This is a genomic window from Photorhabdus sp. CRCIA-P01 (assembly GCF_003545805.1).
Lineage (GTDB): Bacteria > Pseudomonadota > Gammaproteobacteria > Enterobacterales > Enterobacteriaceae > Photorhabdus > Photorhabdus antumapuensis.
The window spans coordinates 15,237-40,427 of record NZ_NMQR01000003.1; the positions used below are offsets into that span (position 1 = coordinate 15,237).

General features: G+C 43.3%; 24 protein-coding genes. 14 read left to right on the plus strand and 10 right to left on the minus strand.

Translation table 11 applies throughout. The annotated features are described in order from the left end of the window. Positions 1-38: 38 nt before the first annotated feature. The 6 genes from aspS (at position 39) to ruvB (ending at position 5,373) form a co-directional block, all read left to right on the plus strand. A complete protein-coding gene (gene aspS / locus D3222_RS02715; RefSeq protein ID WP_118984742.1) occupies positions 39-1,811 on the plus strand; it encodes an aspartate--tRNA ligase in 1,773 nt (590 codons plus the stop codon). Continuing rightward, positions 1,811-2,248, plus strand: coding sequence for a dihydroneopterin triphosphate diphosphatase (nudB, locus tag D3222_RS02720; RefSeq protein ID WP_118984743.1), 438 nt, complete (start codon positions 1,811-1,813; stop codon positions 2,246-2,248). Before aspS ends, nudB begins: the two co-directional genes overlap by 1 nt. 29 nt (positions 2,249-2,277) lie before the next feature. Further along, a complete protein-coding gene (locus tag D3222_RS02725; protein ID WP_118984744.1) occupies positions 2,278-3,021 on the plus strand; it encodes a YebC/PmpR family DNA-binding transcriptional regulator in 744 nt (247 codons plus the stop codon). 109 nt (positions 3,022-3,130) lie between these two features. Continuing rightward, positions 3,131-3,652: a crossover junction endodeoxyribonuclease RuvC gene (gene ruvC, locus D3222_RS02730; RefSeq protein ID WP_118984745.1), complete on the plus strand. Its 522-nt coding sequence runs from the start codon at positions 3,131-3,133 to the stop codon at positions 3,650-3,652. Positions 3,653-3,731: 79 nt separating this feature from the next. After that, positions 3,732-4,349 carry a Holliday junction branch migration protein RuvA gene (ruvA, locus tag D3222_RS02735; RefSeq protein WP_118984746.1) on the plus strand — a complete coding sequence of 206 codons (618 nt, stop codon included), beginning with the start codon at positions 3,732-3,734 and terminating at the stop codon, positions 4,347-4,349. 16 nt (positions 4,350-4,365) lie between these two features. Then, on the plus strand, positions 4,366-5,373 hold the full coding sequence (ruvB, locus tag D3222_RS02740) for a Holliday junction branch migration DNA helicase RuvB (RefSeq protein WP_118984747.1): 1,008 nt from the start codon (positions 4,366-4,368) through the stop codon (positions 5,371-5,373). Between the two features lie 108 nt (positions 5,374-5,481). On the opposite strand, the gene znuB is transcribed toward ruvB, so the two are convergent. Next, positions 5,482-6,267, minus strand: coding sequence for a zinc ABC transporter permease subunit ZnuB (gene znuB, locus D3222_RS02745; protein WP_118984748.1), 786 nt, complete (start codon positions 6,265-6,267; stop codon positions 5,482-5,484). After that, positions 6,264-7,022: a zinc ABC transporter ATP-binding protein ZnuC gene (gene znuC, locus D3222_RS02750; RefSeq protein ID WP_118984749.1), complete on the minus strand. Its 759-nt coding sequence runs from the start codon at positions 7,020-7,022 to the stop codon at positions 6,264-6,266. The genes znuB and znuC overlap by 4 nt, the downstream gene beginning before the upstream one ends. A 76-nt stretch (positions 7,023-7,098) precedes the next feature. Here znuC and znuA point away from each other — a divergent pair, with 76 nt between their 5' ends. The 3 genes from znuA to lpxM all read left to right on the plus strand — a co-directional run bounded on the left by znuA (position 7,099) and on the right by lpxM (position 10,492). Further along, entirely contained in the window at positions 7,099-8,046 is a 948-nt protein-coding gene (znuA, locus tag D3222_RS02755) for a zinc ABC transporter substrate-binding protein ZnuA (RefSeq protein WP_118984750.1), read from the plus strand. 20 nt (positions 8,047-8,066) lie between these two features. After that, positions 8,067-9,374: a murein DD-endopeptidase MepM gene (gene mepM / locus D3222_RS02760; RefSeq protein WP_118984751.1), complete on the plus strand. Its 1,308-nt coding sequence runs from the start codon at positions 8,067-8,069 to the stop codon at positions 9,372-9,374. Between the two features lie 149 nt (positions 9,375-9,523). After that, complete coding sequence (lpxM, locus tag D3222_RS02765; RefSeq protein ID WP_118984752.1) at positions 9,524-10,492, plus strand: lauroyl-Kdo(2)-lipid IV(A) myristoyltransferase; 969 nt, start codon at positions 9,524-9,526, stop codon at positions 10,490-10,492. A 577-nt stretch (positions 10,493-11,069) separates the two neighbouring features. Here the strand turns inward: lpxM and pyk are convergent. From pyk to D3222_RS02785, 3 genes are all read right to left on the minus strand, one after another. Then, a complete protein-coding gene (gene pyk / locus D3222_RS02775; RefSeq protein WP_118984754.1) occupies positions 11,070-12,512 on the minus strand; it encodes a pyruvate kinase in 1,443 nt (480 codons plus the stop codon). A 615-nt stretch (positions 12,513-13,127) separates the two neighbouring features. Continuing rightward, entirely contained in the window at positions 13,128-14,144 is a 1,017-nt protein-coding gene (locus tag D3222_RS02780) for a tail fiber protein (protein ID WP_118984755.1), read from the minus strand. 491 nt (positions 14,145-14,635) lie between these two features. Further along, complete coding sequence (locus D3222_RS02785; RefSeq protein ID WP_118984756.1) at positions 14,636-15,496, minus strand: MurR/RpiR family transcriptional regulator; 861 nt, start codon at positions 15,494-15,496, stop codon at positions 14,636-14,638. 344 nt (positions 15,497-15,840) lie between these two features. On the opposite strand from D3222_RS02785, the gene zwf reads away from it, so the two are divergent. The 3 genes from zwf (at position 15,841) to mdtI (ending at position 18,560) form a co-directional block, all read left to right on the plus strand. Further along, positions 15,841-17,316 carry a glucose-6-phosphate dehydrogenase gene (gene zwf, locus D3222_RS02790; protein WP_118984757.1) on the plus strand — a complete coding sequence of 492 codons (1,476 nt, stop codon included), beginning with the start codon at positions 15,841-15,843 and terminating at the stop codon, positions 17,314-17,316. A gap of 493 nt (positions 17,317-17,809) precedes the next feature. Beyond that, positions 17,810-18,226: a multidrug/spermidine efflux SMR transporter subunit MdtJ gene (gene mdtJ, locus D3222_RS02795; protein ID WP_118984758.1), complete on the plus strand. Its 417-nt coding sequence runs from the start codon at positions 17,810-17,812 to the stop codon at positions 18,224-18,226. 1 nt (position 18,227) lies between these two features. Next, positions 18,228-18,560: a multidrug/spermidine efflux SMR transporter subunit MdtI gene (gene mdtI, locus D3222_RS02800; RefSeq protein ID WP_118984759.1), complete on the plus strand. Its 333-nt coding sequence runs from the start codon at positions 18,228-18,230 to the stop codon at positions 18,558-18,560. 87 nt (positions 18,561-18,647) lie between these two features. Here mdtI and D3222_RS02805 read toward each other — a convergent pair whose 3' ends face one another. The 4 genes from D3222_RS02805 to D3222_RS02820 form a co-directional block, all read right to left on the minus strand. Further along, on the minus strand, positions 18,648-18,884 hold the full coding sequence (locus tag D3222_RS02805; RefSeq protein ID WP_118984760.1) for a hypothetical protein: 237 nt from the start codon (positions 18,882-18,884) through the stop codon (positions 18,648-18,650). Positions 18,885-19,283: 399 nt separating this feature from the next. Beyond that, a complete protein-coding gene (locus tag D3222_RS02810) occupies positions 19,284-19,832 on the minus strand; it encodes a hypothetical protein (RefSeq protein ID WP_198672729.1) in 549 nt (182 codons plus the stop codon). Further along, the gene (locus D3222_RS02815; protein ID WP_118984761.1) at positions 19,822-20,154 is read right to left on the minus strand and encodes a helix-turn-helix transcriptional regulator; all 333 of its coding nucleotides are present in this window, start codon (positions 20,152-20,154) and stop codon (positions 19,822-19,824) included. The genes D3222_RS02810 and D3222_RS02815 overlap by 11 nt, the downstream gene beginning before the upstream one ends. Before the next feature lie 341 nt (positions 20,155-20,495). Then, positions 20,496-20,840: a RidA family protein gene (locus D3222_RS02820; RefSeq protein WP_118984762.1), complete on the minus strand. Its 345-nt coding sequence runs from the start codon at positions 20,838-20,840 to the stop codon at positions 20,496-20,498. 100 nt (positions 20,841-20,940) lie between these two features. On the opposite strand from D3222_RS02820, the gene D3222_RS02825 reads away from it, so the two are divergent. Then, positions 20,941-22,872 carry an ATP-dependent DNA helicase gene (locus tag D3222_RS02825; protein WP_118984763.1) on the plus strand — a complete coding sequence of 644 codons (1,932 nt, stop codon included), beginning with the start codon at positions 20,941-20,943 and terminating at the stop codon, positions 22,870-22,872. Positions 22,873-23,258: 386 nt separating this feature from the next. On the opposite strand, the gene D3222_RS02835 is transcribed toward D3222_RS02825, so the two are convergent. Then, positions 23,259-24,206 carry an aspartate/ornithine carbamoyltransferase family protein gene (locus tag D3222_RS02835; RefSeq protein ID WP_118984764.1) on the minus strand — a complete coding sequence of 316 codons (948 nt, stop codon included), beginning with the start codon at positions 24,204-24,206 and terminating at the stop codon, positions 23,259-23,261. Between the two features lie 275 nt (positions 24,207-24,481). Between D3222_RS02835 and tsaB the strand changes: the two genes are divergently transcribed. After that, positions 24,482-25,177, plus strand: a complete 696-nt coding sequence (gene tsaB / locus D3222_RS02840; protein ID WP_118984765.1) for a tRNA (adenosine(37)-N6)-threonylcarbamoyltransferase complex dimerization subunit type 1 TsaB — start codon at positions 24,482-24,484, stop codon at positions 25,175-25,177. Positions 25,178-25,191 lie beyond the last annotated feature (14 nt).

The following is a 25,191-nucleotide window of genomic DNA, read 5'->3' on the forward strand; positions in this document are numbered from 1 at the left end:
CGCAGCAACAGCACAACAGCCGAGTAAAAGGATATTGTATGCGTACTGATTATTGTGGGCAGTTGAATCTGACCCATGAAGGCCAGAAGGTGACTCTTTGTGGTTGGGTAAACCGCCGCCGTGATCTGGGTGGCTTGATTTTTATTGATATGCGTGATCGTGAAGGGATTGTTCAGGTATTTTTTGACCCGGATCAGCAAGCCGCATTTTCTCAGGCTGCTGAACTGCGTAATGAATTCTGTATTCAAATCACCGGTACTGTACGCGCCCGTCCTGACAGTCAAATCAATAAAGATATGGCTACCGGTGAAATAGAGGTTTTCGCGGAAAGTTTGAATATCATCAACCGCTCCGAACCTTTGCCTTTGGATAGCAACCAGACGAACAGTGAAGAGCAACGTCTGAAATATCGCTATATTGATCTGCGCCGGCCTGAAATGGCAAATCGCCTAAAGTCACGCGCTAAAATCACCAGTTTTGTTCGTCGTTTCATGGATAATCAGGGTTTCCTGGATATTGAAACGCCAATGCTGACGAAAGCAACACCCGAAGGCGCGCGTGATTATTTGGTGCCGAGCCGTGTTCATAAAGGCAAATTTTATGCCCTGCCTCAATCTCCGCAGTTATTTAAGCAATTGCTGATGATGTCCGGTTTTGATCGTTATTATCAAATTGTTAAATGCTTCCGTGATGAAGATTTGCGTGCGGACCGCCAGCCAGAATTCACTCAGATCGACGTGGAAACTTCCTTTATGACGGCAGAGCAGGTCAGAGAAATGATGGAAAAAATGATCCGCGAATTGTGGCTGGAAATTAAAGGTGTTGATCTCGGACATTTCCCGGTGATGACGTTTGCTGAAGCCATGCGCCGTTTCGGTTCTGATAAACCTGATCTGCGTAACCCACTGGAGCTGGTGGATGTTGCTGATCTGGTTAAAGATGTGGAATTCAGTGTTTTTGCTGAACCGGCGAATGATAGTAAAGGCCGCGTAGCCGTAATTCGAGTACCAGGTGGTGCTGAATTGAGCCGTAAGCAGATTGATGAATATGGCAAATTCGTTGGGATTTATGGCGCAAAAGGGCTGGCGTGGATAAAAGTCAATGCGCGTGCCGAGGGTCTGGAAGGGGTTCAAAGTCCGATAGCCAAATTCCTGAATGCCGAGGTGATTGAAGGTCTGCTTTTCCGTACCGGTGCACAGGATGGCGATATTTTGTTCTTCGGTGCTGGTAGTATAAAAGTGGTCACTGATGCCTTGGGAGCGTTGCGTCTGAAATTAGGTCGCGATTTGAACCTGACAACATTGGATAGCTGGCGGCCACTGTGGGTGATTGATTTCCCTATGTTCGAAGATGATGGGGAAGGTGGTTTGACCGCCATGCACCATCCGTTTACTTCACCGTGTAATATGTCAGCGGCGGAGTTGGAGCAAGATCCGGTTTCGGCCATTGCCAATGCTTACGATATGGTGATTAACGGCTACGAAGTGGGTGGTGGCTCAGTGCGTATTCACCGTAATGACATGCAACAGGCGGTGTTCCGTATTCTGGGTATTAATGAGCAGGAACAGCAAGAGAAATTTGGTTTCTTGTTGGATGCACTGAAATTTGGTACGCCACCCCATGCAGGTTTGGCATTTGGTCTTGACCGTCTGGTGATGTTGCTGACAGGAACGGATAACATCCGTGATGTTATCGCATTCCCTAAAACCACTGCTGCCGCTTGTTTGATGACGGAAGCGCCAAGTTATACCAATCCGGCGGCCCTTGAAGAGTTATCAATCTCTGTTGTTGCTAGAAAAGAGAGTGAATAATGGCTTATAAGCGCCCTGAGTCTGTGCTGGTGGTTATTTATGCGTTTTCCAGCCGGCGGGTGCTAATGTTGCAGCGGCGGGACGATCCTGATTTTTGGCAGTCTGTAACTGGCAGCCTTGATGGAGATGAAACGCCGTGGGAGACAGCATTGCGCGAAGTGCAAGAAGAAGTTGGTATTGATATCATCGGTGAAAATTTCGAACTGATAGATTGCCGACGCTCTCTTTATTATGAGATTTTTACCCACTTGCGCCATCGTTATGCTCCAGGCGTCACCCGTAATAAAGAGTACTGGTTCTGTCTGGCACTGCCGGAAGAGCGAGAATGCTTGTTGACTGAACATCAGGCTTATCAGTGGCTGGATGCGGATAAAGCAGCAAAGCTCACTAAGTCGTGGAGCAATCGGCAGGCGATTGAAGAGTTTGTTATTGAATAAGTTTATTAGACGTTTTATCGGAGAACCTTATGGCAGGTCATAGTAAATGGGCCAACACCAAGCACCGCAAAGCTGCACAGGATGCGAAACGCGGTAAGATTTTCACTAAAATTATCCGGGAGCTAGTAACGGCGGCCCGTCTGGGTGGTGGAGATCTGGCATCTAACCCACGTCTGCGTGCTGCAATTGATAAAGCATTGTCCAACAACATGACCCGCGATACCCTGAACCGTGCTATCGCCCGTGGTGTTGGCAACGATGACGCGGATAACATGGAAACCATCATTTATGAAGGTTATGGTCCGGGGGGAACGGCAGTGATGGTTGAATGCTTGAGTGATAACCGTAATCGTACTGTTTCTGACGTTCGTCATGCTTTCACTAAAACCGGTGGTAATTTAGGCACTGATGGCTCGGTTGCTTATTTATTCACCAAAAAAGGGGTGGTTTCTTACGCGCCAGGACTGGATGAAGACGCGGTTATGGAAGCGGCGTTGGAAGCCGGTGCTGATGATGTAGAAACCTATGATGATGGCGCGATTGATGTTTACACCACACCGGAAACGTTTGGTGACGTGAAAGATGCGTTGGATGCCGCCGGTTTTGTAGCGGAATCAGCAGAAGTTTCGATGATCCCTTCCACTAAAGCGGAATTAGATGCGGAAACTGCACCTAAATTATTGCGCTTGATTGATATGTTGGAAGATTCAGACGACGTACAAGAGGTTTACCATAACGGTGAAATCTCTGATGAAGTTGCCGCTTTGCTGTAATTTCAATCAGGTTGTACAGCGTAGAGAAAGTGCACTGGGGGCTCAGGGCACTTTCTCTAACGTTTTTATCCCCCTTATTAAAGATGATCGTAAAGGCGAATAAACAGATATGGCGATTATCTTAGGTATCGACCCAGGTTCCCGCGTCACCGGTTATGGTGTGATCCACCAGCAGGGGCGCCATTTGATCTACCTTGGCAGTGGCTGTATCCGGACAAAAGTTGATGATCTGCCTAACCGGTTACAGCGCATTTATGCCGGTATCCTTGAAATTATTACGCAATTCCAACCGGATGCCTTTGCTATTGAGCAGGTATTTATGGCGAAAAACCCGGATTCAGCGTTGAAATTAGGGCAAGCGCGGGGTGTGGCTATTCTTGCCGCTGTTAATCAATCTGTACCGGTTTTTGAATATGCCGCCCGGCAGGTTAAACAGACAGTTGTCGGTACCGGAGCGGCTGAAAAAAGTCAGGTTCAGCATATGGTGCGTTCTATGCTGAAATTGTCTGCTAATCCGCAATCCGATGCGGCGGATGCATTGGCTATTGCGATAACCCATTGTCACTTTAATCAGAATCTTTTGCGGGTTGGTGATCCCAGATTGATCTTGGCACGTGGACGTTTAAGATAACGGCTGGATATGCATCCAGCTTTTTTTATGTTATAACCATAAGTAGAACAATCAGTTTTATTTTTTAGGGGGTAAACGAGTGATAGGGCGTCTCAGAGGAACTGTGCTGGAAAAACAACCACCCTTGGTTTTACTGGAAACGAATGGCGTGGGTTATGAAGTCCATATGCCAATGACCTGTTTTTATGAATTGCCTGATACCGGACAGGAAGCTGTTCTGTTTACTCACTTTGTTGTGCGTGAAGATGCGCAATTACTTTATGGTTTTAATGATAAGCAGGAGCGGGCGCTATTCCGTGAATTAATTAAAGTGAATGGTGTAGGACCTAAATTGGCGTTGGCTATTCTTTCGGGCATGTCTGCGCTGCAATTTGTTTCTGCTATTGAACAAGAAGCGATCACTTCTCTGGTTAAACTGCCGGGTGTAGGTAAGAAAACCGCTGAACGGTTGGTGGTTGAAATGAAAGATCGCTTTAAAGGGCTTAATGGCGATCTCTTCAATCAGAGCAGTGATATTAATTTGCCGGCAACGGCCAAACAGACCACTTCTGACGCTGATAGCGAGGCAGAAGCCGCTGCGGCATTAGTCTCTCTGGGTTACAAGCCACAAGAAGCCAGCCGCATGGTAAATAAAGTTGCTAAACCGGGTGCTGATTGTGAAACACTTATCCGCGAAGCACTTCGCGCCGTTCTCTAAGTTACAGGGGTAAGCGATGATTGAAGCTGACCGTCTGGTTTCCGCGGAAGTTTTGCAAGACGATGAAGTGATTGACCGCGCAATCAGACCTAAATTGTTGTCTGAATATGTTGGGCAACCGCAAGTCTGTGAGCAGATGGAGATTTTTATTCAGGCTGCCAGACAGCGTGGTGATGCCCTTGACCACCTGCTGATTTTTGGTCCGCCGGGATTGGGGAAAACAACGCTGGCGAATATTGTTGCCAATGAGATGGGTGTTAATCTCCGCACAACTTCTGGTCCGGTGTTGGAAAAGGCGGGCGATCTGGCGGCAATGCTGACTAATCTTGAACCGCATGATGTGCTGTTTATCGATGAAATTCACCGCTTGTCGCCGGTAGTGGAAGAAATTCTCTATCCGGCAATGGAAGATTACCAACTGGATATTATGATTGGCGAGGGGCCGGCAGCCCGTTCGATCAAAATTGATTTGCCGCCTTTTACCCTGATTGGTGCTACCACGCGTGCAGGCTCCCTGACTTCTCCACTGCGTGATCGGTTCGGTATTGTGCAGCGCCTTGAATTTTACAACGTGGATGATTTGCAAAGTATTGTCTCCCGCAGTGCCCGTTATATGGGGGTGGATATTACTGATGATGGAGCCCGGCAGATTGCCATGCGTTCTCGTGGAACGCCACGGATTACAAACCGTTTACTGCGCCGGGTACGTGATTTTGCTCAAGTAAAAGGGAATGGCGCGATTGATGGCGATATTGCCGCCAGGGCGCTGGATATGTTGAGTGTGGATGCTGCTGGTTTTGATTATCTGGATCGTAAATTACTGGTTGCTATCATTGATAAATTTATGGGTGGGCCGGTTGGAGTAGATAACCTTGCCGCTGCTATTGGTGAAGAGCGAGAAACGATTGAGGATGTGCTGGAACCCTTTTTGATTCAGCAGGGTTTTATCCAACGTACTTCCCGTGGACGAATTGCCACCGAACATGCTTATCGCCATTTTGGTATGGTCAGACATCAGGAATGACCTGTTTAATTACCTGAAAAATCGGGATGGGTACTCTTACAAGGGAAACCTATCACAAGGGAAACCTATCCCGTTCTTCTGATGACTGAGTTGTACCCACTCAGTGGATCAATTTTTTGCTTTACTGATCAGGCTGATAATAAACATCACCGCAGCACATAGCACGACAGAGGGCCCCGCTGGTGTGTCGTAAACGGCGGAGAAAGCTAATCCACCGGTGACGGCAAGCATACCAATCGCAATAGCAATAGTGGCCATTTGCTCCGGTGTACGGGCAAAACGGCGAGCAGTGGCTGCCGGGATAATGAGCAGGGAAGTGATAATCAGCGCACCGACAAATTTCATTGCCAAGCCGATTGTCAACGCTGTTACCAGCATTAACAGTACTCTTAACCGCTGTATTTTAATTCCATCCACAAAAGCCATTTCTTGACTGACGGTGATAGAGAGCAGGGCGTTCCATTGCCAAAAGAGTAGTGTAGTGACAATGGTGACACCGATGGCAATCAACCAAATATCTTCATAGGTGACTGATAACAAATCACCAAACAGATAAGCCATCAAATCAACTCGCACATTAGACATTAAACTGACAACCACCAGCCCTAGTGATAGTGCGCTGTGAGCCATGATTCCCAGTAAAGTATCGATTGCCAGTTGAGGACGTTTCTCCAGCCAAACCAAAATAATTGCCAGTATTAAAGTGACGGCGATAATTGTGTAAAAAGGGCTAATATTTAGCAATAATCCGAAAGCAATGCCCAGTAATGAGGCATGAGCCAGAGTATCACCAAAATAGGACATTCTGCGCCAGACAACAAATGAACCTAATGGCCCGGCAGCAATAGATAATAATACGCCGGCCAACCAACCGGGGAATAATAATTCGATCATGAGTGGTATTCCCTGTTATTTTCCAAGATAATCTTCCCTTTCAGATCATGATGGTGATTGTGTTGATGGTGATATATTGCCAATTGTTCAGCACCGTGATGACCAAACATAGCGATAAATTCAGGGTGAGTTGAAACAACTTCAGGTGTGCCGGAACAGCAAATATGTTGATTAAGGCATAAAACTTCGTCTGTTTTCGCCATGACCAGATGCAAATCATGGGAAACCATCAGTACAGCGCAATGCAATTCGGTCCTGATTTGATTGATTAAATCATAAAGTGCTAATTGACCATTAACATCGACCCCTTGCGTTGGTTCATCAAGGACTAATAATTGAGGCTGATTTAATAGTGCTCTGGCTAATAAAACCCGTTGGTTTTCCCCGCCGGATAATTTTTGCATGGGTTGCTGCAATAGATGAGCCGCATTCACTCGCTCTAGTGCTGGCAATATATCGGCGGATTTTACGCCGGGTTTTAGCATCATAAAGCGTTTGACGGTTAATGGCAGAGTGGGATCAAGATGCAACTTCTGTGGAACATAGCCGATTCTCAATCCATCGGTATGCTTAATTGTGCCGGATGATGGCTCGACAAGCCCCAAAACAACACGGACTAAAGTTGATTTACCGGCACCATTGGGACCGAGTAAAGTCAGAATATTCCCTCGTTGTAAACTAAGTGAGATATTGTTTAATATCTGACGATTGTCAAAGGTAACAGCCACGTTTTTTAAAGTGATGAGTGTTGACATGCTAAATATATCTTGCGTGAACATTGAGATGTTATAATATAACAATTCTTGTTTCTGTCCACGAGATATTTACATTATGTTACACAAATCATATAAACTAGCGCACAAGTTTCTCTGTAAGGCTGCGATTGCGGCTGTTTTCATGTCAGGAACGATACAATCGGCTAATGCCGATGTTGTGACATCAATTCGTCCGTTGGGTTTTATCGCGGCGGCAATAACTGATGGTGTAACTGATACGCAGGTACTGTTACCTGATGGGGCATCCCCGCATGATTATGCGTTGAAACCGTCTGATCTTAAGAGAATTAACCAGGCAGATTTAGTTGTGTGGGTTGGACCTGAGATGGAAATCTTTTTGTCTAAACCGTTAGCCAAAGTTCCACAAAACAAACAGCTAGTTTTAGCACAATTGCCAACGATTAAACCATTATTGCTGAAAAATGATGAAGATTTACCCGAATCGGATCAGCATAAACATGAAGAAGGTCATGAACATCATTCTCATGGTGAATATAATATGCACATTTGGTTATCACCAGAAATAGCAAAACAGGTTGCCCAGGGGATTTATGACCAATTACAAGCGCGTTATCCGCAGAAAAAAGCAGCGCTGGACGTAAACCTACGTAAATTCAATGCTCAGCTTGCGCAAACTGACAAAAATATTGCTAATATTCTTAAGCTGGTGCGTGGTAAGGGGTATTTTGTTTTTCACGATGCTTATGGCTATTTCGAGCAGCATTATGGCCTGGCGCCATTAGGACATTTTACGATCAATCCTGAAATACAACCGGGCGCACAAAAATTACATCATATACGAACACAATTGGTTGAGCAGAAAGCAATTTGTATTTTTGCTGAACCGCAATTCAGGCCGACCGTTATTAATGCTGTGGCGAAGGATACGGGAGTGCGTATGGGCACCTTGGACCCGTTAGGAAGCCGCATCGTATTGGATAAAGACAGCTATATGAAATTTATAACTCAGTTGTCGGAACAGTACACGAGTTGCTTGAATTAAAGTAATAAGGAATTCAATGAGTGCAACAGATAGTTAAAACTATCGTTCTGGTGTATAAGGAGTTACCGCGACCGCATAAAATTATGTTGGGTTCGCTGACTGTAGCAACATTGGTTGTCACTATGTGGCAACCTATTGCTTATCATCATGAACAAGAAGAAACAACCGTCGGCAGCATTGCCATCAATCTCCCCGTAGATAGTGATGAGATTATTGCAGATAGCAGTGAACAGCTACCGGACGAGGGTATTCCTGATGAAGAGACGAACTCAGAGGTCGCGGCTCAAACTCCGCATGAATATATTGTTTCCGACGGTGACACTCTCAGTAATATTCTGACCCAATTTGGTATCGACTCTTCTGATGTAGCGTTACTTGCGAGTCAGCATAAGGCGTTACGGGGGCTGAATATTGGCCAGCCATTGTCATGGACAGTCAATGAAGCGGGTGACTTGCAAACGCTGACTTGGGGTGTTTCCCGCCGTGAAGCTCGCATTTATACCCGTGAAGGCGATCTGTTTAAAGAAATAAAAGAGTTTCAGAAAGGGGAGTGGAAAAACAGCATCGTCGTTGGCGTTGTTGATAGTAACTTTACCAGCAGTGCTTTAAATGCCGGCTTAACCAGCAGTGAAGCACGTGAAGTCACCAAGGCACTGCAATGGCAAATTGATTTGCGTAAATTACATGAAGGTGATCGTTTCTCTGTATTACTGTCCCGTGAAATGTTGGATGGTCACAGTGAACAGAGCCAATTACTTGGTGTTCGCCTAAATAGTGGTGGTAAAGATTATTATGCTATCCGGGCGGAAGATGGGCGTTTTTATGATCGTCAAGGTTCCGGTCTGGAGCGTGGATTTTTGCGTTTTCCAACCACTAAACAATTTCGGGTATCTTCCCAATTTAATCCTCGGCGTGTGAATCCAGTCACCGGTCGGGTTGCGCCACACAAAGGGGTGGATTTTGCTATGCCGGTGGGAACGCCTGTTTTGGCGGTGGGTGATGGTGAAGTGATTGTCTCCAAATATAACGGAGCAGCGGGTAACTTTATTGCCATTCGTCATGGCCGCCAATATACCACGCGTTATATGCACCTGAGAAAGCTGTTGGTGAAACCAGGGCAGAAGGTAAAACGGGGTGATCGTATCGCGTTGTCCGGTAGCACGGGTCGTTCTACGGGTCCACATTTGCATTATGAATTCTGGATCAATCAGCAGGTGGTAAACCCATTAACGGCGAAATTGCCGCGTTCTGGTGGTTTGAGTGGTAAAGAACGCACAGAATTCCTGGCAACGGTAAAAGAGGTAACGCCTCAGCTTCTGTTAGATTGAGTTTAATTGTTCATTAGTAACAGACTTTAAAGCGGATGATTGCTATCATCCGCTGTCGTTTTATTCATGTTCAGAAAAAGGTGCGTTGATATAACCCCTCTGTACATGTGAAATGAACAATAATCTTTTTGTTTTAAAAGAGTTAGCTCATGTATAAAGAAACAGATACAGACAGTAAAGTGGGTTATGTGCCGACATTTCATAAATCCTATCTGCATCCTCGTTATTGGGGGTTATGGCTAGGCGTTGGTGTGTTGGCCGGGCTGGCTTACCTGCCGGTTAAAGTGCGTGATCCTCTGTTGGCCAAAATAGGCTGGCTGGCGGGTAAATTGGCGAAAGGGGCACGCCGAAGAGCAAGAATTAATCTATGTTACTGCATGCCGGAACTAACAGAGCAACAGCGTGAAGCATTGATTGATGAGATGTTTTCTACCGCACCTCAACCTTTTGTTATGTTGGTCGAACTTTGTTTGCGTGGTGCAAAATCAACGTTAAGCCGGACACAGTGGCATGGTGAAGAGATTATTCTTCAACTGAAAGAGCAGGGTAAAAACGTTATTTTCATGGTGCCTCATGGTTGGGCTGTGGATATTCCTGCTATGTTACTGTCTGCGAGGGGACTGAAAGTATCAGGCATGTTCCATCACCAGAGCAACCCCGTTTCAGATTACCTGTGGAATAGAGCGCGCTGTCATTTTGGTGGCCGTTTACATTCTCGTGATGCTGGAATTAAACCGTTTGTTGCTACTGTTCGCCAGGGTTTCTGGGGATATTATCTGCCTGATCAAGATCATGGTGAGGAGCACAGTGAGTTTGTTGATTTTTTCGCAACTTATAAAGCGACATTGCCAGCCATTGGGCGATTGATGAAGGTTTGTCGTGCCGCTATTGTGCCCCTGTTTCCGGTTTATAATTATCGTACCCATCAGCTTGATATTTATATTCGTCCACCAATGGATGATATTGATGGCAAAGATGACGCTTTTATTGCTCGCCGAATGAATGAAGAATTGGAGCAATTAGTACGACCGAACCCTGAACAATATACCTGGATACTTAAATTACTTAAGACTCGGAAAGCGGGTGATATTGGGCCATATGGGAGAGAAGACCTGTGATTTTCGTCGCAAAGATGTATACCCGTTATCTTTCAAGTTGCCTCTTTGTTGGCTGCACTCGTTCACCCCGGTCACATCGTTATCTATGCTCCTGGGGATTCGTTCACTTGCCGCCTCGCTGCAACTCGAAATCTATTTCATTATCACGGTTTGTATTGTCCCCCTAATATTGGGCATATTAGGGGTTTTGTGAAAAAACATATTACTTGTACTTTGATATATTAGTTCAATGGTGATTCTATATTTTTAAATACAATTAGATTGGGTAATAAATTGAATGATTGAAAAATATATCCAATAAATTATTATCTTAATAATATTTTTTCGGAATATTTCATTGTTAAAATATCACACTTATTCAGTGTGAATTGACCGCTATCGATCGTGTCAAATATACCTATTCATTATGCTAATCATTTTATTCAATCCTTGAGATATCATTATTAACCGATCAATTGAGTGAAATAGAGACGGTAAGAATTTATTTTTACCGTCGGTCGTTGTTGGATAAGCGAAACGCGCCAGTCTTCTGATTTACCTGATTGTCGAAAACTTGGCGCTAAAATGTTGTAACGCTTTATTCCACTTCAAGAATACGGCAGGTGTTAGTACTGCCAATTGTTCCCATCTGATCACCCTGCGTAACCAGAACAAGGTCACCGGAAACCAGATAACCTTTGTCACGTAGACGATTAACCGCTTCATTGGCCGCTGTTATACCGTCAGTATGACTGCTGCAATAAACCGGTGTAACGCCACGGTAAAGTGCAGTTTGGTTTAAGGTTTTCTCATGACGAGACATAGAGAATATCGGGAGACCAGAACTGATGCGAGACATGATACGAGTGGTGCGGCCTGATTCGGTCATTGCAATAATGGCCTTAACCCCGTTTAGGTGGTTTGCCGCGTACATGGTAGACATCGCAATAGCTTCTTCAATACTGTCAAAAATTGTGTCTAGCCGATGTTTGGATACGTTGAGTCCGGGCATTTTTTCTGCTCCGAGACAGACTCGCGCCATTGCGGCAACCGTTTCGGCAGGGTATTGGCCTGCTGCGGTTTCAGCGGAAAGCATCACGGCGTCAGTGCCATCAAGTACGGCGTTTGCCACATCCATCACTTCTGCGCGGGTAGGCATTGGGTTGGTGATCATAGACTCCATCATCTGAGTCGCGGTAATAACTACACGATTCAGTTGGCGGGCACGGCGAATTAATTTTTTCTGAACGCCAACCAACTCTGGATCGCCGATTTCTACGCCAAGGTCACCACGAGCAACCATGACGACATCGGAAGCCAGAATGATTTCATCAATGGTTTTATCACTGCTAACGGCTTCTGCGCGTTCAACTTTTGCCACGATCTGTGTTTCACAGCCTGCGTCTCGTGCCAGACGGCGAGCATAGTTAAGATCTTCACCCGTGCGGGGGAAAGAGACTGCTAGATAATCAACGCCGATTCTGGCCGCCGTAATAATATCTTCTTTATCTTTTTCAGTTAGGGCTTCAGCGGATAATCCACCGCCCAATTTGTTGATGCCCTTATTGTTAGATAGCGGGCCCCCTACCGTGACTTCAGTGAATACTTTCATTCCTTGGACTTCTAATACTTTGAGTTGAACACGTCCATCATCCAGCAACAAAATATCACCCGGTACAACATCCGCAGGTAATCCTTTGTAATCGATACCGACTTTCTCTTTATCACCTTCGCCTTTACCAAGATTGGCATCAAGCAGAAATTTATTTCCGATATTCAGGAAAATCTTGCCCTCTTTAAACGTTGATACGCGAATTTTAGGTCCTTGAAGATCGCCAAGAATAGCGACATGGCACCCCAGGCGGGCTGCAATCTCGCGGACTTTGTTGGCTCGCTGGAGATGATCTTCCGCGGTACCGTGGGAAAAGTTGAGGCGGACTACGTTTGCACCCGCAGTAATAATCTTTTCAAGATTATTCTCGCGGTCGGTAGCCGGACCAAGTGTAGTAACAATCTTAGTTCTTCTGAGCCGTCTGGACATGTGTTACTCCGTTGACCTGTGAGTATTGGTATTGGTTATATAAAAATAATCAATAATCTATTAATTATCCTATAAAATGAGTAAAAAAACTCTTCGGCAATCCAACTATCAAGGCTGTTTATAGATTACTTTTGTGACTTGCCTCGTAGCAAAGCCGCAAGCGACTACCGTGGGAGCTTTTTGTGACCCGTATCAACTTATCATGATACTTTTCGCTGTCGTGCCTATTGACCGTTGTCAACTATAGGGGAACGACAGGGGGAACGTTTTACATAATCGTTATGTCCTATCGCTATGCCTTGGCGAATCAGCTAACCCTTATTAACGGATATTTATTGCCGCATTTCTATCCTATCACGATTTGTTCCCGATTTATCAATAATCTAATAGCCCTAGATTTTGATAATGAAAAGTGGTAACGATTAGGTTTACTGGAATCTGGCAATGCTTGATGGTTAGAAGAGACGAAACGTCCAGGATGGGTATGCTGTAAAGTATGTAAATGATAAATTTTTCTTGAGTAGGACGAGTTGGCACTGTCTCTTAAGTCAAATTTATGATTAAGAGACAGTTATTTGCGTGAGGTTTGTCAGCGATCTGGGGGATGCAGGGTTCTTATGCTTTTCGGTGCCATCCCATCAATTTAATATATGAATTGGTAATTGTAATCGCTGCATTGGCGCCCGTATCTCCGGTATTACCTGAAATTGTATGGTTGTGTGATCCTATTGATAACGTATGAGAGTGAGCTCCATCAGTGCTGGTGTTGTATTTGTAGTTGTCATTATCTGGCACGTTTGCTGACCCTATATTGTTTCTAGAATTGTCGTAATAGCCGTAACGTCCCCCCCAAGCTTCACCCCAAGCGCTATCATGATGGTGAGCTCCAGTGGTATTAGTGGTTTTGGTGCCATAATCAAATGTGCTCGTTGTCCCAGAGAATGTATGATTGTGTGCTGGCATTTGTGCCACTGTCAGACTTATTGAATCGCTGCCACCGGTTGATAAAAGATCGGAACCATCGGCGCTAGCTAACCGAACTGTTTTATTTTCACCAATATATTCCCAGGTAGTGCCCGGAAATAGCACATTGGGGTTTTTGTTTTGAGCGAACCAAATCACAATTCCTACAGGATATTGAGTGTTGATAATGGTTTCGATTAAGCCAAGATTTTTCACAAATGCATTTTTATCAGGAATGTCGGCACCGTTTTGGTTTTTTGCTAGCCGGTTATTAGCGTTATCGTTTACATCAGCAACAAGCTTCTGAGTTGCCGCAAGGGTATTACTATTGCCTGTTTTGTCTGTGAGTTGAATAACGCCTTGTTGTGTTAATGAGGCGATTGGCACTGCTGCTGCAATTTTTTGTTCTAATGCTCTATTTAATAGTGTTGTGAGGTTGGCGATATTACCATCGTCCAAAACATCATTGCCAGATTGTGTCATGATAAAATTAGTGACGACAGAGGATATGGTTGACGACTGACGTAATACTTTGTTTAGTAAATGAGTAGTAATATTTTCTGGTGGAAATCCAGTCTTCAAATTTGGGCTTTCTTCATAGGCTTCTTGACTGACTACATTAGCATTATTACTAATGGAAAAAGCTTTGAAATCATTTTTTGGGTTCATGTTTCCTCCTAAAATTAAATGATTTTATTTTATAATCAGTGTGTTGAATTATTGTAAAAATAATTTCCTGAAATCTATTTTAATGATAGTTTAGCTCGGAAAAATCATGATAAAGTGTCCTTATAACTTAGGAGATTAATTGTTTTTGTATAATGGATAGAAATAAAAAATGCGAAACTGTGTGATTGGATAAATATTTAATTCGTTTATATTCAACATCTGAAAGTTATTTTGCTATTACTGTTTTCTATTTCTTCCGGTTTCGATTTATTTCGGAATTTTTTTATAATGACTCTCTGGTTTGATTTTTTATTTTTTAAACTATCATTATTTTATTGAGTTAACTAAGTGATATGGGATTTTCTTGCCATAATTATGTAATTCTTCTCATATCTTGACCAGTGTAAATTATTTACCGGTACTCAATGAGCCAGAAACGATCGCTGACTACGCAATCGCTGCGAGTCAGCCTAATAGCGAGAGGACGACTTTCAAGTTCGGGGAAAGTCAATTTTGTCAAAGCGTGAATTTCGCAGTGCCTCTTTGACTCTTTTCAAGTTATCTCTGAATTTTGAGCCACGGCGCAGGGTAAATCCGGTAGCTAAAACATCAATAACAGTTAATTGAGCGATTCTTGAAACCATTGGCATATAGATATCTGTATCTTCTGGGACATCCAGAAGAATGGCGAGCGTTGCTTCGTGGGCGAGAGGAGAATCTTGGGAGGTGATCGCGATAACTGCCGCATCATTTTCTCGCGCAAGTTGTGCTGCTTCAACTAGGCTTTTAGTTCTGCCGGTATGGGAGATAAGTACGACGACATCACCTTCGGCACTGTTAATACAGCTCATCCGTTGCATCACAATGTCATCAAAATAGATAACGGGAATGTTGAACCGAAAAAATTTATTCATTGCGTCATGGGCGACGGTAGCAGAGGCCCCTAAACCAAAAAATGAGATTCTCCGGGCTTGAGTCAGTAAATCGACAGCTCGGTTAATGGCCGTAATATCCAAATTGTTTTTCACGGTATCCAGCGTTGCCATTACCGATTCAAATATTTTATTGGTGTAGGAACTAACTGTATCGTTCTCTTCAACATTACGATTTACATAAGGTGTACCATTGGCAAGGCTTTGGGCTAGATGGAGTTTGAAATCGGGAAAACCTTTGGTATCCAGACGGCGGCAAAAACGGTTAACCGTGGGTTCACTGACTTCCGCCATTTTTGCCAGTGTTGCGATACTGGCATGAATCGCAGTTTGCGGTGAAGCCAAGATTATCTGCGCCACTTTTTTTTCTGACTTACTCAAGAGTTCGATACTGTTTTGGACTCGTTCCAGTGTATTCATAAAACGCAGTTACCTGTGGTTTTTGACGATTTCATTCAGAGGAGAAATCTATATAAATTTTTATGAAAATATACTATTAGCAAATTGAAGCTGGCAGTAGGAAGTCACAATAATTTAATGTTTTTCATAAAAGTATGACAAGTGTCTAACTTTCATATTAGTAATTATCTTTCATAAACGTTGTAAAATTACATAAAACTATCATATTTTTATCAGAGATAAAACATATTGTTAACATAAGGTGATGGTTATTCGTTATCGCTGTTTACGCGCCATAGCCAAAAGAGTACATTATTGGTTAATGCTGTAACAAAATTACAATATCCCGCAATGAGGAGAAATATATGGCGGTTACTTCTACAGCTCAGGCTTGTGATTTAGTCATTTTTGGCGCTAAAGGGGATTTGGCACGCCGGAAATTATTGCCTTCCCTTTATCAGCTTGAGAAAGCGGGTTATATTCACCCAGAAACCCGGATTATCGGTGTTGGCCGGGCTGATTGGGATAAAAAGGCTTATACCAAGGTTGTTGAAGAAGCTTTAAATACGTTCTTGCCGGAAAAATTAGATCCAGAATTATGGAAAACATTGAGTGAGCGTTTGGCATTCTGCAATCTGGATGTTAATCAAAAGGAAGACTTTGTCAAACTGGAGGTAATTCTTAAGCAGGAGAATCGGCCTGCAATTCACTATTTTGCGATGCCACCAAGTACTTTTGGTTCGGTTTGTCACGGGTTGGGCCTTGCCGGGCTAAATAAAGAGCCAAATCGAGTTGTGATGGAAAAGCCTTTAGGGACCGATCTTGAATCATCCAAAGCCATTAATGATGAAGTGGCAAAATATTTCAATGAACGTCAGGTTTATCGCATCGATCATTATCTGGGTAAAGAAACCGTATTGAATCTGTTAGCGCTGCGGTTTGCCAATTCCCTGTTTGTGAATAACTGGGATAACCGGACAATTGATCATGTACAAATTACGGTAGCTGAAGAAGTCGGTATTGAAGGCCGTTGGGGTTATTTTGACCAAGCCGGGCAGATGCGCGATATGATTCAAAATCACCTGTTGCAAATATTGACCATGATTGCTATGTCTCCCCCGGCAGATCTGACGACAGACCGTATCCGTGATGAAAAAGTAAAAGTACTGCGTTCTCTGCGCCGTATTGATCACACGAATGTGCGGGAGAAAACGGTACGAGGTCAATACACCGCCGGTTTTGTTCAGGGGCATAAGGTACCGGGGTATTTGGAAGAAGAGGGGGCGAACCAGGCTAGCCGGACGGAAACTTTTGTCTCTATCCGTGTCGATATTGATGACTGGCGTTGGGCCGGGGTTCCTTTCTATCTGAGAACCGGTAAACGTCTGCCAACGAAATGTTCTGAAGTGGTAGTTTATTTCAAAAAGCCCGCGCTGAATTTGTTTTCTGAATCTTATCAACAATTACCGCAGAACAAGCTGACGATTCGTTTGCAACCGGATGAAGGTATTGATATTGAAGTGCTGAACAAAGCTCCGGGGCTGGAACACAAGCATCGTCTGCAAACCACTAAGCTGGATCTGAGTTTCTCTGAAACGTTTAATCATATTCCATTGGCGGATGCTTATGAGAGGCTCCTGCTGGAGGCTATGCGGGGTATTCAGGCGCTATTCGTTCGTCGTGATGAAGTGGAAGACGCGTGGAAATGGGTTGATTCTATTATGCATGCATGGGCGGCGGATAATGACGCGCCTAAGCCTTATCAGGCGGGAACGTGGGGGCCGGTTGCCTCTGTTGCTATGATCACCCGCGATGGTCGTTCGTGGAATGAATTTGAATAATTGATAAACCTTTCTGTTGAAGCTCAAGCCGTGTTATAAGCGGCTTGGGTCATTATCGTTAAGGTATCGGCTTATATTAATATCAATTCTGTTTTCCTATTCAAAATGGTCTATCAGATAAAAGAATAAATGAGATTGGTTGCTTTCTATTATCTTATGTGGTAGAAGTACTAGGAAAATTAACACTATTTATGAGGATTCTTAGTATATCGCACGGAATATCGGTGCGATGAAAGAATGAGATATCATGAACAGCGCCAAAAGCGTCAAGTTTCAAAGCTCCACCCACGTACTTTTCCTTTCTGCCATTTTATCCAGTGAGCACTACTGGTGCGGTGCATTATAGCGTCTGACTCCTGTTAACCGGTTTCCAACCGGTATTTCTGTTTTGTCAAAACGTCGGGTTATTATTTCTCATCTTATATATGGGTGGGTTTAGGTCATTTATAGCTTGCGTCTTGACGTGCGTATTTACGTGGTCAGGAGAAAGAAAATGATTTATTGGTTATTTCTTGCAATAGCAATTGTTACCGAAGTTATCGGTACCTTATCGATGAAACATGCCAGTGTTTCCGGTGGTGTAGTTGGCATGGCTGTCATGTACATCATGATCGCCACATCCTATATCTTGTTGGCAATGGCGGTGAAAAAAGTGGCACTGGGCGTTGCGTATGCTTTGTGGGAAGGGGTTGGCATTCTATTTATTACTGTTTTTAGTGTCATGTGGTTTGATGAATCACTGTCATTGATGAAAGTAGGGGGATTGGCTCTGCTGGTGACGGGGATTATGTTGATTAAATCTGGTACAAAAAAAGCGGCAATCAAAAAATCGGCTGAGGCCGTCAAACAGATGGCAAATAAGGCTGTCGATGCTGCAACAACCAAAAACAGTAAAATAAAGGAGGCATAGCATGTTACAACAATTTGAATGGTGGCATGCGGCGTTCCTATTCTTTGCTGTAGCGTTGGATATTTTAGCGAATATTTTACTAAAACTTTCTAATGGTTTTAGACGTCCTTGGATGGGTATTCTCTCGCTTATTGCTGTTCTTGGGGCGTTTAGTGCGCTTGCTCAGGCAGTGAAGGGAATTGAACTTTCCATTGCTTATGCTTTATGGGGCGCTTTCGGTATTATCGCAACGGTTGCTGCTGGCTGGATTATGTTTAATCAGCGTTTGAGTTGTAAAGGTTGGGGTGGAATTGCCTTGTTGCTGTTGGGCATGGTGATGATCAAGATGGCTTAAGCCGTAGCGTAACCCAATCATTATCTGCTGGCATGCAACTAGCAACTATTTTGCATAATAACCAGCAGATATGAATAAAAGTGACTTTTAGCAGGTAAAACAGACGTCTGGTTTATGACCATCTTTCACGCAACAACCAGGACAACAAGACTGAACAATATAGCGGCCATTCCCCATCTCCTTCATATCAAAGTCTTTATAGCGATAAAAAACATGTTGACCCATTGAGGCGGAACAAGATGGGCAACTTTTATAGATTTTTCCTTCTACTTCCGCAACAACGGAATCATGAAGCGGATCATGACAACCTGAACAAATATCCATAGAATGCTCCATACTAAGTGATAAAAGCTATTGAAGATTAGGCCATGTTTATATTCACTAAACAGTGGCCAGATACTGATGTGCTTATTAGAAAGTATGGACGACGTATAAGTATAATTCAACATTGAAAAGGTAAATAATAGGAAATCCATTTGATGAGTTAACTCTGCCAGATGAAATTAACGCTATTTGTGATAAGCAACATTGGAAACTATTTTATTTACATTGATCATCAGAGTATTATCAGTGGATCAAACATATATTTCTAAAATGAATCATTAAGGGCCATTGCTAAAATAAAGTAGGTATTTTGGCCCGTAAGATTGGTTTATAATAAATTCTTGATAAGTGATTGGCGTATATTAAGGTTTTTCATATCTCGATGACTATTTAAAGTTTTTAATAACCTATAGAAAACGGATTTAAAAACTGTCTATGCCAGAGCAACTTTTTATCTACTTCACTTAATTCAGCTTCTTCACAGATACTATTCCAATTATCTCGGATTATTGATATTTGTCTATTAAAGATTTCTTTTGCTTTTTTCTCTGAGATATTAAAGTTATGTGCGGTTTCCAAACAAGTTTGTAATTGACTTAGATCAAGAAGGTAAGTTATTTCATTTAATATAGTAGTTTCTGTATCTGCTCCTTTTAGTCCTAATTTTTTGTTGATTATAACTCTGCGACCCCACGCATCAGGCGAGGCATCGCGGATACAGCCAGGTATTGTCAGATCACTCTGTGGAGATATGATACCGGATTTCAATGGTAATTCTGGTTCATAGATCGAGATAGATGGTGGCTGGCTATTGAATCTTCCAAGGTAACTTTTACCATAGTTGAATAAAATGCGGCCATTAAATTCTTCCAGACGACCAGCTACCACTGGCTCAGTTTGTTCTGGTAACCATATCCAGACATAAGCCTCTTTGTTGTTAGAAATCATCGTATACCTTTCTCTTTTTTTCCTGAATACGCTGTGGTAACAAAACTAGCTTATCTCTTGTTTGTTCCATACGAGCTGAGATAGGAAATTTATCACTGCCGAACAAGCTGATACCTACAAGGTTGGCTAGCTCAAATGCTAATCCTATAGAACAGCCCATATCCCCGCTTTCAATTTTTTGTAGTGTGGTTCTGGATATCCCCGCACGTTCTGCCAAATTTTTTTCTGACCAATGGTGTTGTTTTCTACCTAATTTGATTTGTTCTCCGAGTAACATGACGGCCTCTTGGGAGAATTTTGAATAGGCTCTATGTTTTGACATACTTCCTCCTGATGACTGTTATAATGGTTATTAAGGTCATTAATGATCATTATAATGGTCATTAATGTGATTTGTCAAAATGAGAATGTCAATATTGGATGATCACTATAATGGTCATCCATGGCTCAAGGCATAGGAGGAAGATTGGAATTGTTGGGCTTATAATATTCCACTTGGATCAATAGATAATGTAGTTTATGAGAATATCGATTAATATTTTAAAATGCTATTGTAGCTAAAGCAGAGTTACTTACATTAATAACACCTATTGGGATATTCTTAATAACCTCCATATAATCAAAATATAAATGCAGGCGATAGAGAATATCCCGAAATTAATATTAAATGCCTGCGATAACTTTTATCTCGACTTTGTATTTGGGGTTCATTAATTTAGTTTCAACTGTGCAGCGCACGGGTGCGCTTCCTGCAACAACCCATGCATCCCAAGCAGCATTCATGCCAGCAAATTCTTTTCCATCCGCCAGAAAAATAGTGGCATCGATAATTTTACTTTTATCAGAATCGAGACGTTGTAGCATGATATCAATGGCGGCCAGTGTATTCGCTGTTTGCTCAGTAATATCACCATCTAGATTTTCCGGTACGGCGGTGTAGTAAATGGTTTGATTGTAAACTACCGCTTCGGACCAGCGATCCTGTGGATCAATACGCTCAATTGTCATGGATACTCCTTTCTGTGAATGACTATCTGCCTGATTTTGGGTGGTGATCAGAACACACTATTGGCATAATCTCCATCCATTCTATTGAAAGAGACGATTTGTGTCAGACGATTTTGCGAAAAATGGTGCCCTTGCTAAAGCAATAACAGGTTTTAAACCCCGTGATGCTCAAAGAGAAATGGCGGTGGCTATTGAGTGCGCGATTAAAAACCATCAACAATTGGTCGTAGAAGCAGGCACGGGAACAGGTAAGACATTTGCCTATTTAGCACCTGCGCTGCGTTCTGGGCAGAAAGTTATCATTTCCACGGGTTCTAAGGCATTACAGGATCAGCTTTATAATCGTGATTTACCGACAGTCGCTGAAGCAATTAATTTCACTGGTAAATTGGCGTTGTTGAAAGGCCGTGCAAATTATCTTTGCTTGGAACGGTTGGAACAGCACTCTTTTGGTGGTGGACAATTGGATGCAGAAATTCTGGCAGATATTGTTCGGCTAAGAAGCTGGTCTTCACAAACTGAAGAGGGTGATATCAGTACTTGTCACCAAGTGGCGGAAGATAGCCAAGTTTGGCCGTTGGTAACCAGTACTAACGATAACTGCCTTGGCAGTGATTGCCCGCGTTATCAGGAATGCTTTGTTCTCAAAGCCCGCCGTCGCGCAATGGAAGCGGATGTTATCGTTGTTAACCATCATCTGTTTATGGCGGATATGGTGGTGAAAGAAACTGGATTTGGTGAGTTGATCCCGCAAGCAGAAGTCAAGATATTTGATGAGGCACATCAAATCCCTGATATCGCTAGTCAATATTTTGGTCAGCAATTAAGTAGCCGCCAACTGATGGATCTCTCCAGAGATATCATTATGGCGTATCGCACGGAAGTCCGGGATCAAGTTCAATTACAAAAGAGCGCGGATCGTCTGAGTCAGAGTACACAGGATTTCCGGCTAGCGTTGGGAGAGAACGGTTATCGAGGTAATTTGCGAGAGTTATTGCAAAATTCGCAAGTGCAGCGAGCATTAGTATTGCTTGATGATGCGCTTGAGCTTTGTTATGACGTGACGAAATTATCTTTAGGGCGTTCAGTTATGTTGGATGCCGCATTTGAAAGGGCAACAATTTATCGTAACCGTCTTAAACGTTTGAAAGAGGTGACTGTCCCCGGTTATAGTTATTGGTTTGAAAGTTATGGCCGCCATTTTCTCTTGGCACTCACACCGCTGTCTGTTGCTGATAAATTTAGTGAGATGATTAATGAGCAATCAGGTTGTTGGGTTTTCACGTCAGCTACATTATCCGTCAACGAACAGCTTTCACATTTCACCGAACGGCTTGGGCTAAAAAAAGCGAGAACTTTACTGTTGCCAAGTCCATTTGATTATCAACGTCAGACGCTGCTTTGTGTTCCTCGTCATTTACCGTCACCGAATCAGCCCGGTGGTGCAAAATGGCTGGCGAGAATGCTTAAGCCGCTGATTGAAACTAATAAAGGCCGTTGTTTCTTTTTATGTACGTCACACCAGATGATGCGCGGTTTGGCAGAAGAGTTCCGGGCCAGCATGACGTTACCGGTTTTGGTTCAGGGTGAAACTAGCAAAAGTCAGCTACTTTCTCAGTTTATTTCTGCCGGGAACGCGTTATTGGTGGCAACCAGCAGTTTTTGGGAAGGTGTGGATGTGCGGGGTGATACGCTTTCCTGTGTCATTATCGATAAACTGCCTTTTACGGCACCAGATGATCCGCTGTTAAAAGCCCGTATTGAAGATTGTCAACTCAAAGGCGGTGATGCATTTAATGAAGTTCAGTTACCAGATGCGGTTATCAGCCTGAAACAGGGGGTCGGGCGGCTTATTCGTGATGTTGATGATTATGGTGTGGTCGTGATTTGTGATAACCGCTTGGTGATGCGTCCTTATGGTGAAGTGTTTCTTAACAGTTTGCCGTCTTCACCACGAACCCGCGATTTAACAAAAGCCGTTGCCTTTCTGCAAGCCCGGCAATCTCTGAAGATCTCAGGTAGGAAAGATTAATTATATCTGCTTTCGGAGGTGATTGAATATGATTAAAAAGTATCGTAGTGATGCGTTTGCTACAATTCACGAAACGATGGAGGCACGAGAGCATGAAATTGTGTGGGGCGCTTATGCTGCTATAGCTAATGTAGAACCGTCAACTGTACTCTGGCTAGCTCATTAATGGATACCAACGCTAAAATTGTGCCTTTAGCTCGCCATTTAGAACGGGTCGTCCGAGGGAAGCACTTTAAATGATTGCCCCATATTTTTTTATGTTCCCGTCAGACGACTCGGTGAAAAAGGTGGTGTAGCTGGTCATCCAGGTTGCATCGCAGAAATGGACACTGTGAACACCACCTGACCAACTACCACCAAACCCCTTCCTGTTTGCGCCCGAATCCTTACCGTCCCCCAATAACGTTGAAGTAACCTTGGAGAATTGCCATTCTAACAAAAACTCCGTTCTCAGCCTGAGAAAAATAAGCACAATGTACTGAATTATCTAACTCATAAGGAAGCTCATAACCTCGCGGAAGAGGATGCATAATTATGGCGCGGGGATGTAAGTATGAAAGTAGATCAGGAGTGAGCATCAAATTGGAATCGGGTAAATGATCTGCTGTTTCTTTATAACCCGCCATATAAATAACATCCGCACTACACAACCCCTCTTTTATGTTATGGAGATATTCGTAGTTGACACCAGCTTGACGAAGGTACGCTTCGTCTTCTGGTAAAAGCTTACAATTTTCTTCAGTGCAAAGTAATAATTTTATATTGTGAAACAGAGCTATACAAAAGAGAAGGGAGCGCGCTGATCGGGAAGAGGGGTGACAGCATAATAATAAAGTTAATGATTTATGAAGAGGGAAAGATTGATGAATGGTAAAAATATCAAGCAAAGCCTGCGTTGGATGCTCTGCATTTAATCCTTCACCATTTCCCGCATTTATAACTGGATGGCGGCTTTTTATACAATAGTTATGCACAGGCTCAACTTTGGCATGGCGCATAACGGCAATATCGGCATACGCATTGATCATTTGTGCAGTATCCGTAAATTTTTCATTCCAGCTTGAACCAGAACGGCTTGACTCACCATCAGAAAAACCTATAATTTTTGCGCCAAGACGGTTGGCTGCGCTTTCAAAACTGAGGCGAGTTCTTGTACTTGCCTGAAAAAACAGTGAAGCAACAAGGATATCTTCATTTCTTTTTTTTATTTTTTTATCAGGTTTTGATACTTTAAAATTCTGAGCCAAGTCTATAATATTCATTATAGTGTCTAAGTCTAATGATTTAATAGAGAGAAGGTTATCCTTTAGAAAGAAATTTTGCACTGATATCATAACTCACCTCCGGACTTTCATATTAAGTATTGTTTAAGTATATCTTCGTATTTTAAGGATGTTCCATATTGAGGTGGTAGAATTACGTTAGAAAGCGATGGATCACAGTCAAATTTACTTCTCTTCTATCTGATAACTCATAAAGACACCGCTACCCTGTGTGTACATGTGGCAAGGAGTAATAGCCTTCTTATGCTTGCCAACTGGGTAAAACAGGCTAGGTTATGATAAGATGGCACTTTATTTCGAATCATATTTCTTGCCGAGGTTAAGGCATGTCCACACGAATTCTGGCTATTGATACTGCAACGGAAGCCTGCTCAGTTGCTCTTTGGGATGATGGTGCTGTTTTGGCACAGTTTGAAATTTCTCCACGGGAACACACGCAACGTATTTTACCCATGGTTCAGTCTGTGCTGGCGGAAGCGGAGGTCAGTTTACAACAACTCAATGCCTTGGCTTTTGGCCGTGGGCCAGGCAGTTTTACTGGTGTACGTATTGGTGTTGGTATTGCTCAGGGGTTGGCTCTGGGTGCTGAACTGCCGGTGATTGGTGTTTCAACGCTTAATATGATGGCTCAAGGTGTTTTTCGCCTGACAGGATCAACTCAAGTATTGACCGCTATTGATGCCCGGATGGGAGAAATTTACTGGGGGCAATATGTCCGCGATCAGGAAGGCAAATGGCAGGGAAGTGAAACAGAAGCTGTATTGAGACCGGAACAGGCAAGGGCTATCATGGATTCATTTCATGGGGAGTGGGTCATTGCCGGAACCGGTTGGCAGGCTTATCCTCAGTTGATGGAAAGTCACTTAACGTTGACTGACAGTGATATTACATTACCTCATGCTGAAGATATGTTACCTCTGGCTGTACAGATGTGGCAGAACGGTGAGATGACAGCCGTAGAATATGCTGAACCGATCTATTTGCGTAATGAAGTGACTTGGAAAAAATTACCGGGTCGTTAAGTATCGGTTGATGA

Coding starts and splice junctions, on each gene's coding strand:
- aspS (WP_118984742.1), top strand. CDS start 39: ATGCGTACTGATTATTGTGGGCAGTTGAATCTGACCCATGAAGGCCAG.
- nudB (WP_118984743.1), top strand. CDS start 1,811: ATGGCTTATAAGCGCCCTGAGTCTGTGCTGGTGGTTATTTATGCGTTT.
- D3222_RS02725 (WP_118984744.1), top strand. CDS start 2,278: ATGGCAGGTCATAGTAAATGGGCCAACACCAAGCACCGCAAAGCTGCA.
- ruvC (WP_118984745.1), top strand. CDS start 3,131: ATGGCGATTATCTTAGGTATCGACCCAGGTTCCCGCGTCACCGGTTAT.
- ruvB (WP_118984747.1), top strand. CDS start 4,366: ATGATTGAAGCTGACCGTCTGGTTTCCGCGGAAGTTTTGCAAGACGAT.
- znuB (WP_118984748.1), bottom strand. CDS start 6,267: ATGATCGAATTATTATTCCCCGGTTGGTTGGCCGGCGTATTATTATCT.
- znuC (WP_118984749.1), bottom strand. CDS start 7,022: ATGTCAACACTCATCACTTTAAAAAACGTGGCTGTTACCTTTGACAAT.
- znuA (WP_118984750.1), top strand. CDS start 7,099: ATGTTACACAAATCATATAAACTAGCGCACAAGTTTCTCTGTAAGGCT.
- lpxM (WP_118984752.1), top strand. CDS start 9,524: ATGTATAAAGAAACAGATACAGACAGTAAAGTGGGTTATGTGCCGACA.
- pyk (WP_118984754.1), bottom strand. CDS start 12,512: ATGTCCAGACGGCTCAGAAGAACTAAGATTGTTACTACACTTGGTCCG.
- D3222_RS02780 (WP_118984755.1), bottom strand. CDS start 14,144: ATGAACCCAAAAAATGATTTCAAAGCTTTTTCCATTAGTAATAATGCT.
- D3222_RS02785 (WP_118984756.1), bottom strand. CDS start 15,496: ATGAATACACTGGAACGAGTCCAAAACAGTATCGAACTCTTGAGTAAG.
- zwf (WP_118984757.1), top strand. CDS start 15,841: ATGGCGGTTACTTCTACAGCTCAGGCTTGTGATTTAGTCATTTTTGGC.
- mdtJ (WP_118984758.1), top strand. CDS start 17,810: ATGATTTATTGGTTATTTCTTGCAATAGCAATTGTTACCGAAGTTATC.
- mdtI (WP_118984759.1), top strand. CDS start 18,228: ATGTTACAACAATTTGAATGGTGGCATGCGGCGTTCCTATTCTTTGCT.
- D3222_RS02805 (WP_118984760.1), bottom strand. CDS start 18,884: ATGGATATTTGTTCAGGTTGTCATGATCCGCTTCATGATTCCGTTGTT.
- D3222_RS02810 (WP_198672729.1), bottom strand. CDS start 19,832: ATGATTTCTAACAACAAAGAGGCTTATGTCTGGATATGGTTACCAGAA.
- D3222_RS02815 (WP_118984761.1), bottom strand. CDS start 20,154: ATGTCAAAACATAGAGCCTATTCAAAATTCTCCCAAGAGGCCGTCATG.
- D3222_RS02820 (WP_118984762.1), bottom strand. CDS start 20,840: ATGACAATTGAGCGTATTGATCCACAGGATCGCTGGTCCGAAGCGGTA.
- D3222_RS02835 (WP_118984764.1), bottom strand. CDS start 24,206: ATGATATCAGTGCAAAATTTCTTTCTAAAGGATAACCTTCTCTCTATT.
- tsaB (WP_118984765.1), top strand. CDS start 24,482: ATGTCCACACGAATTCTGGCTATTGATACTGCAACGGAAGCCTGCTCA.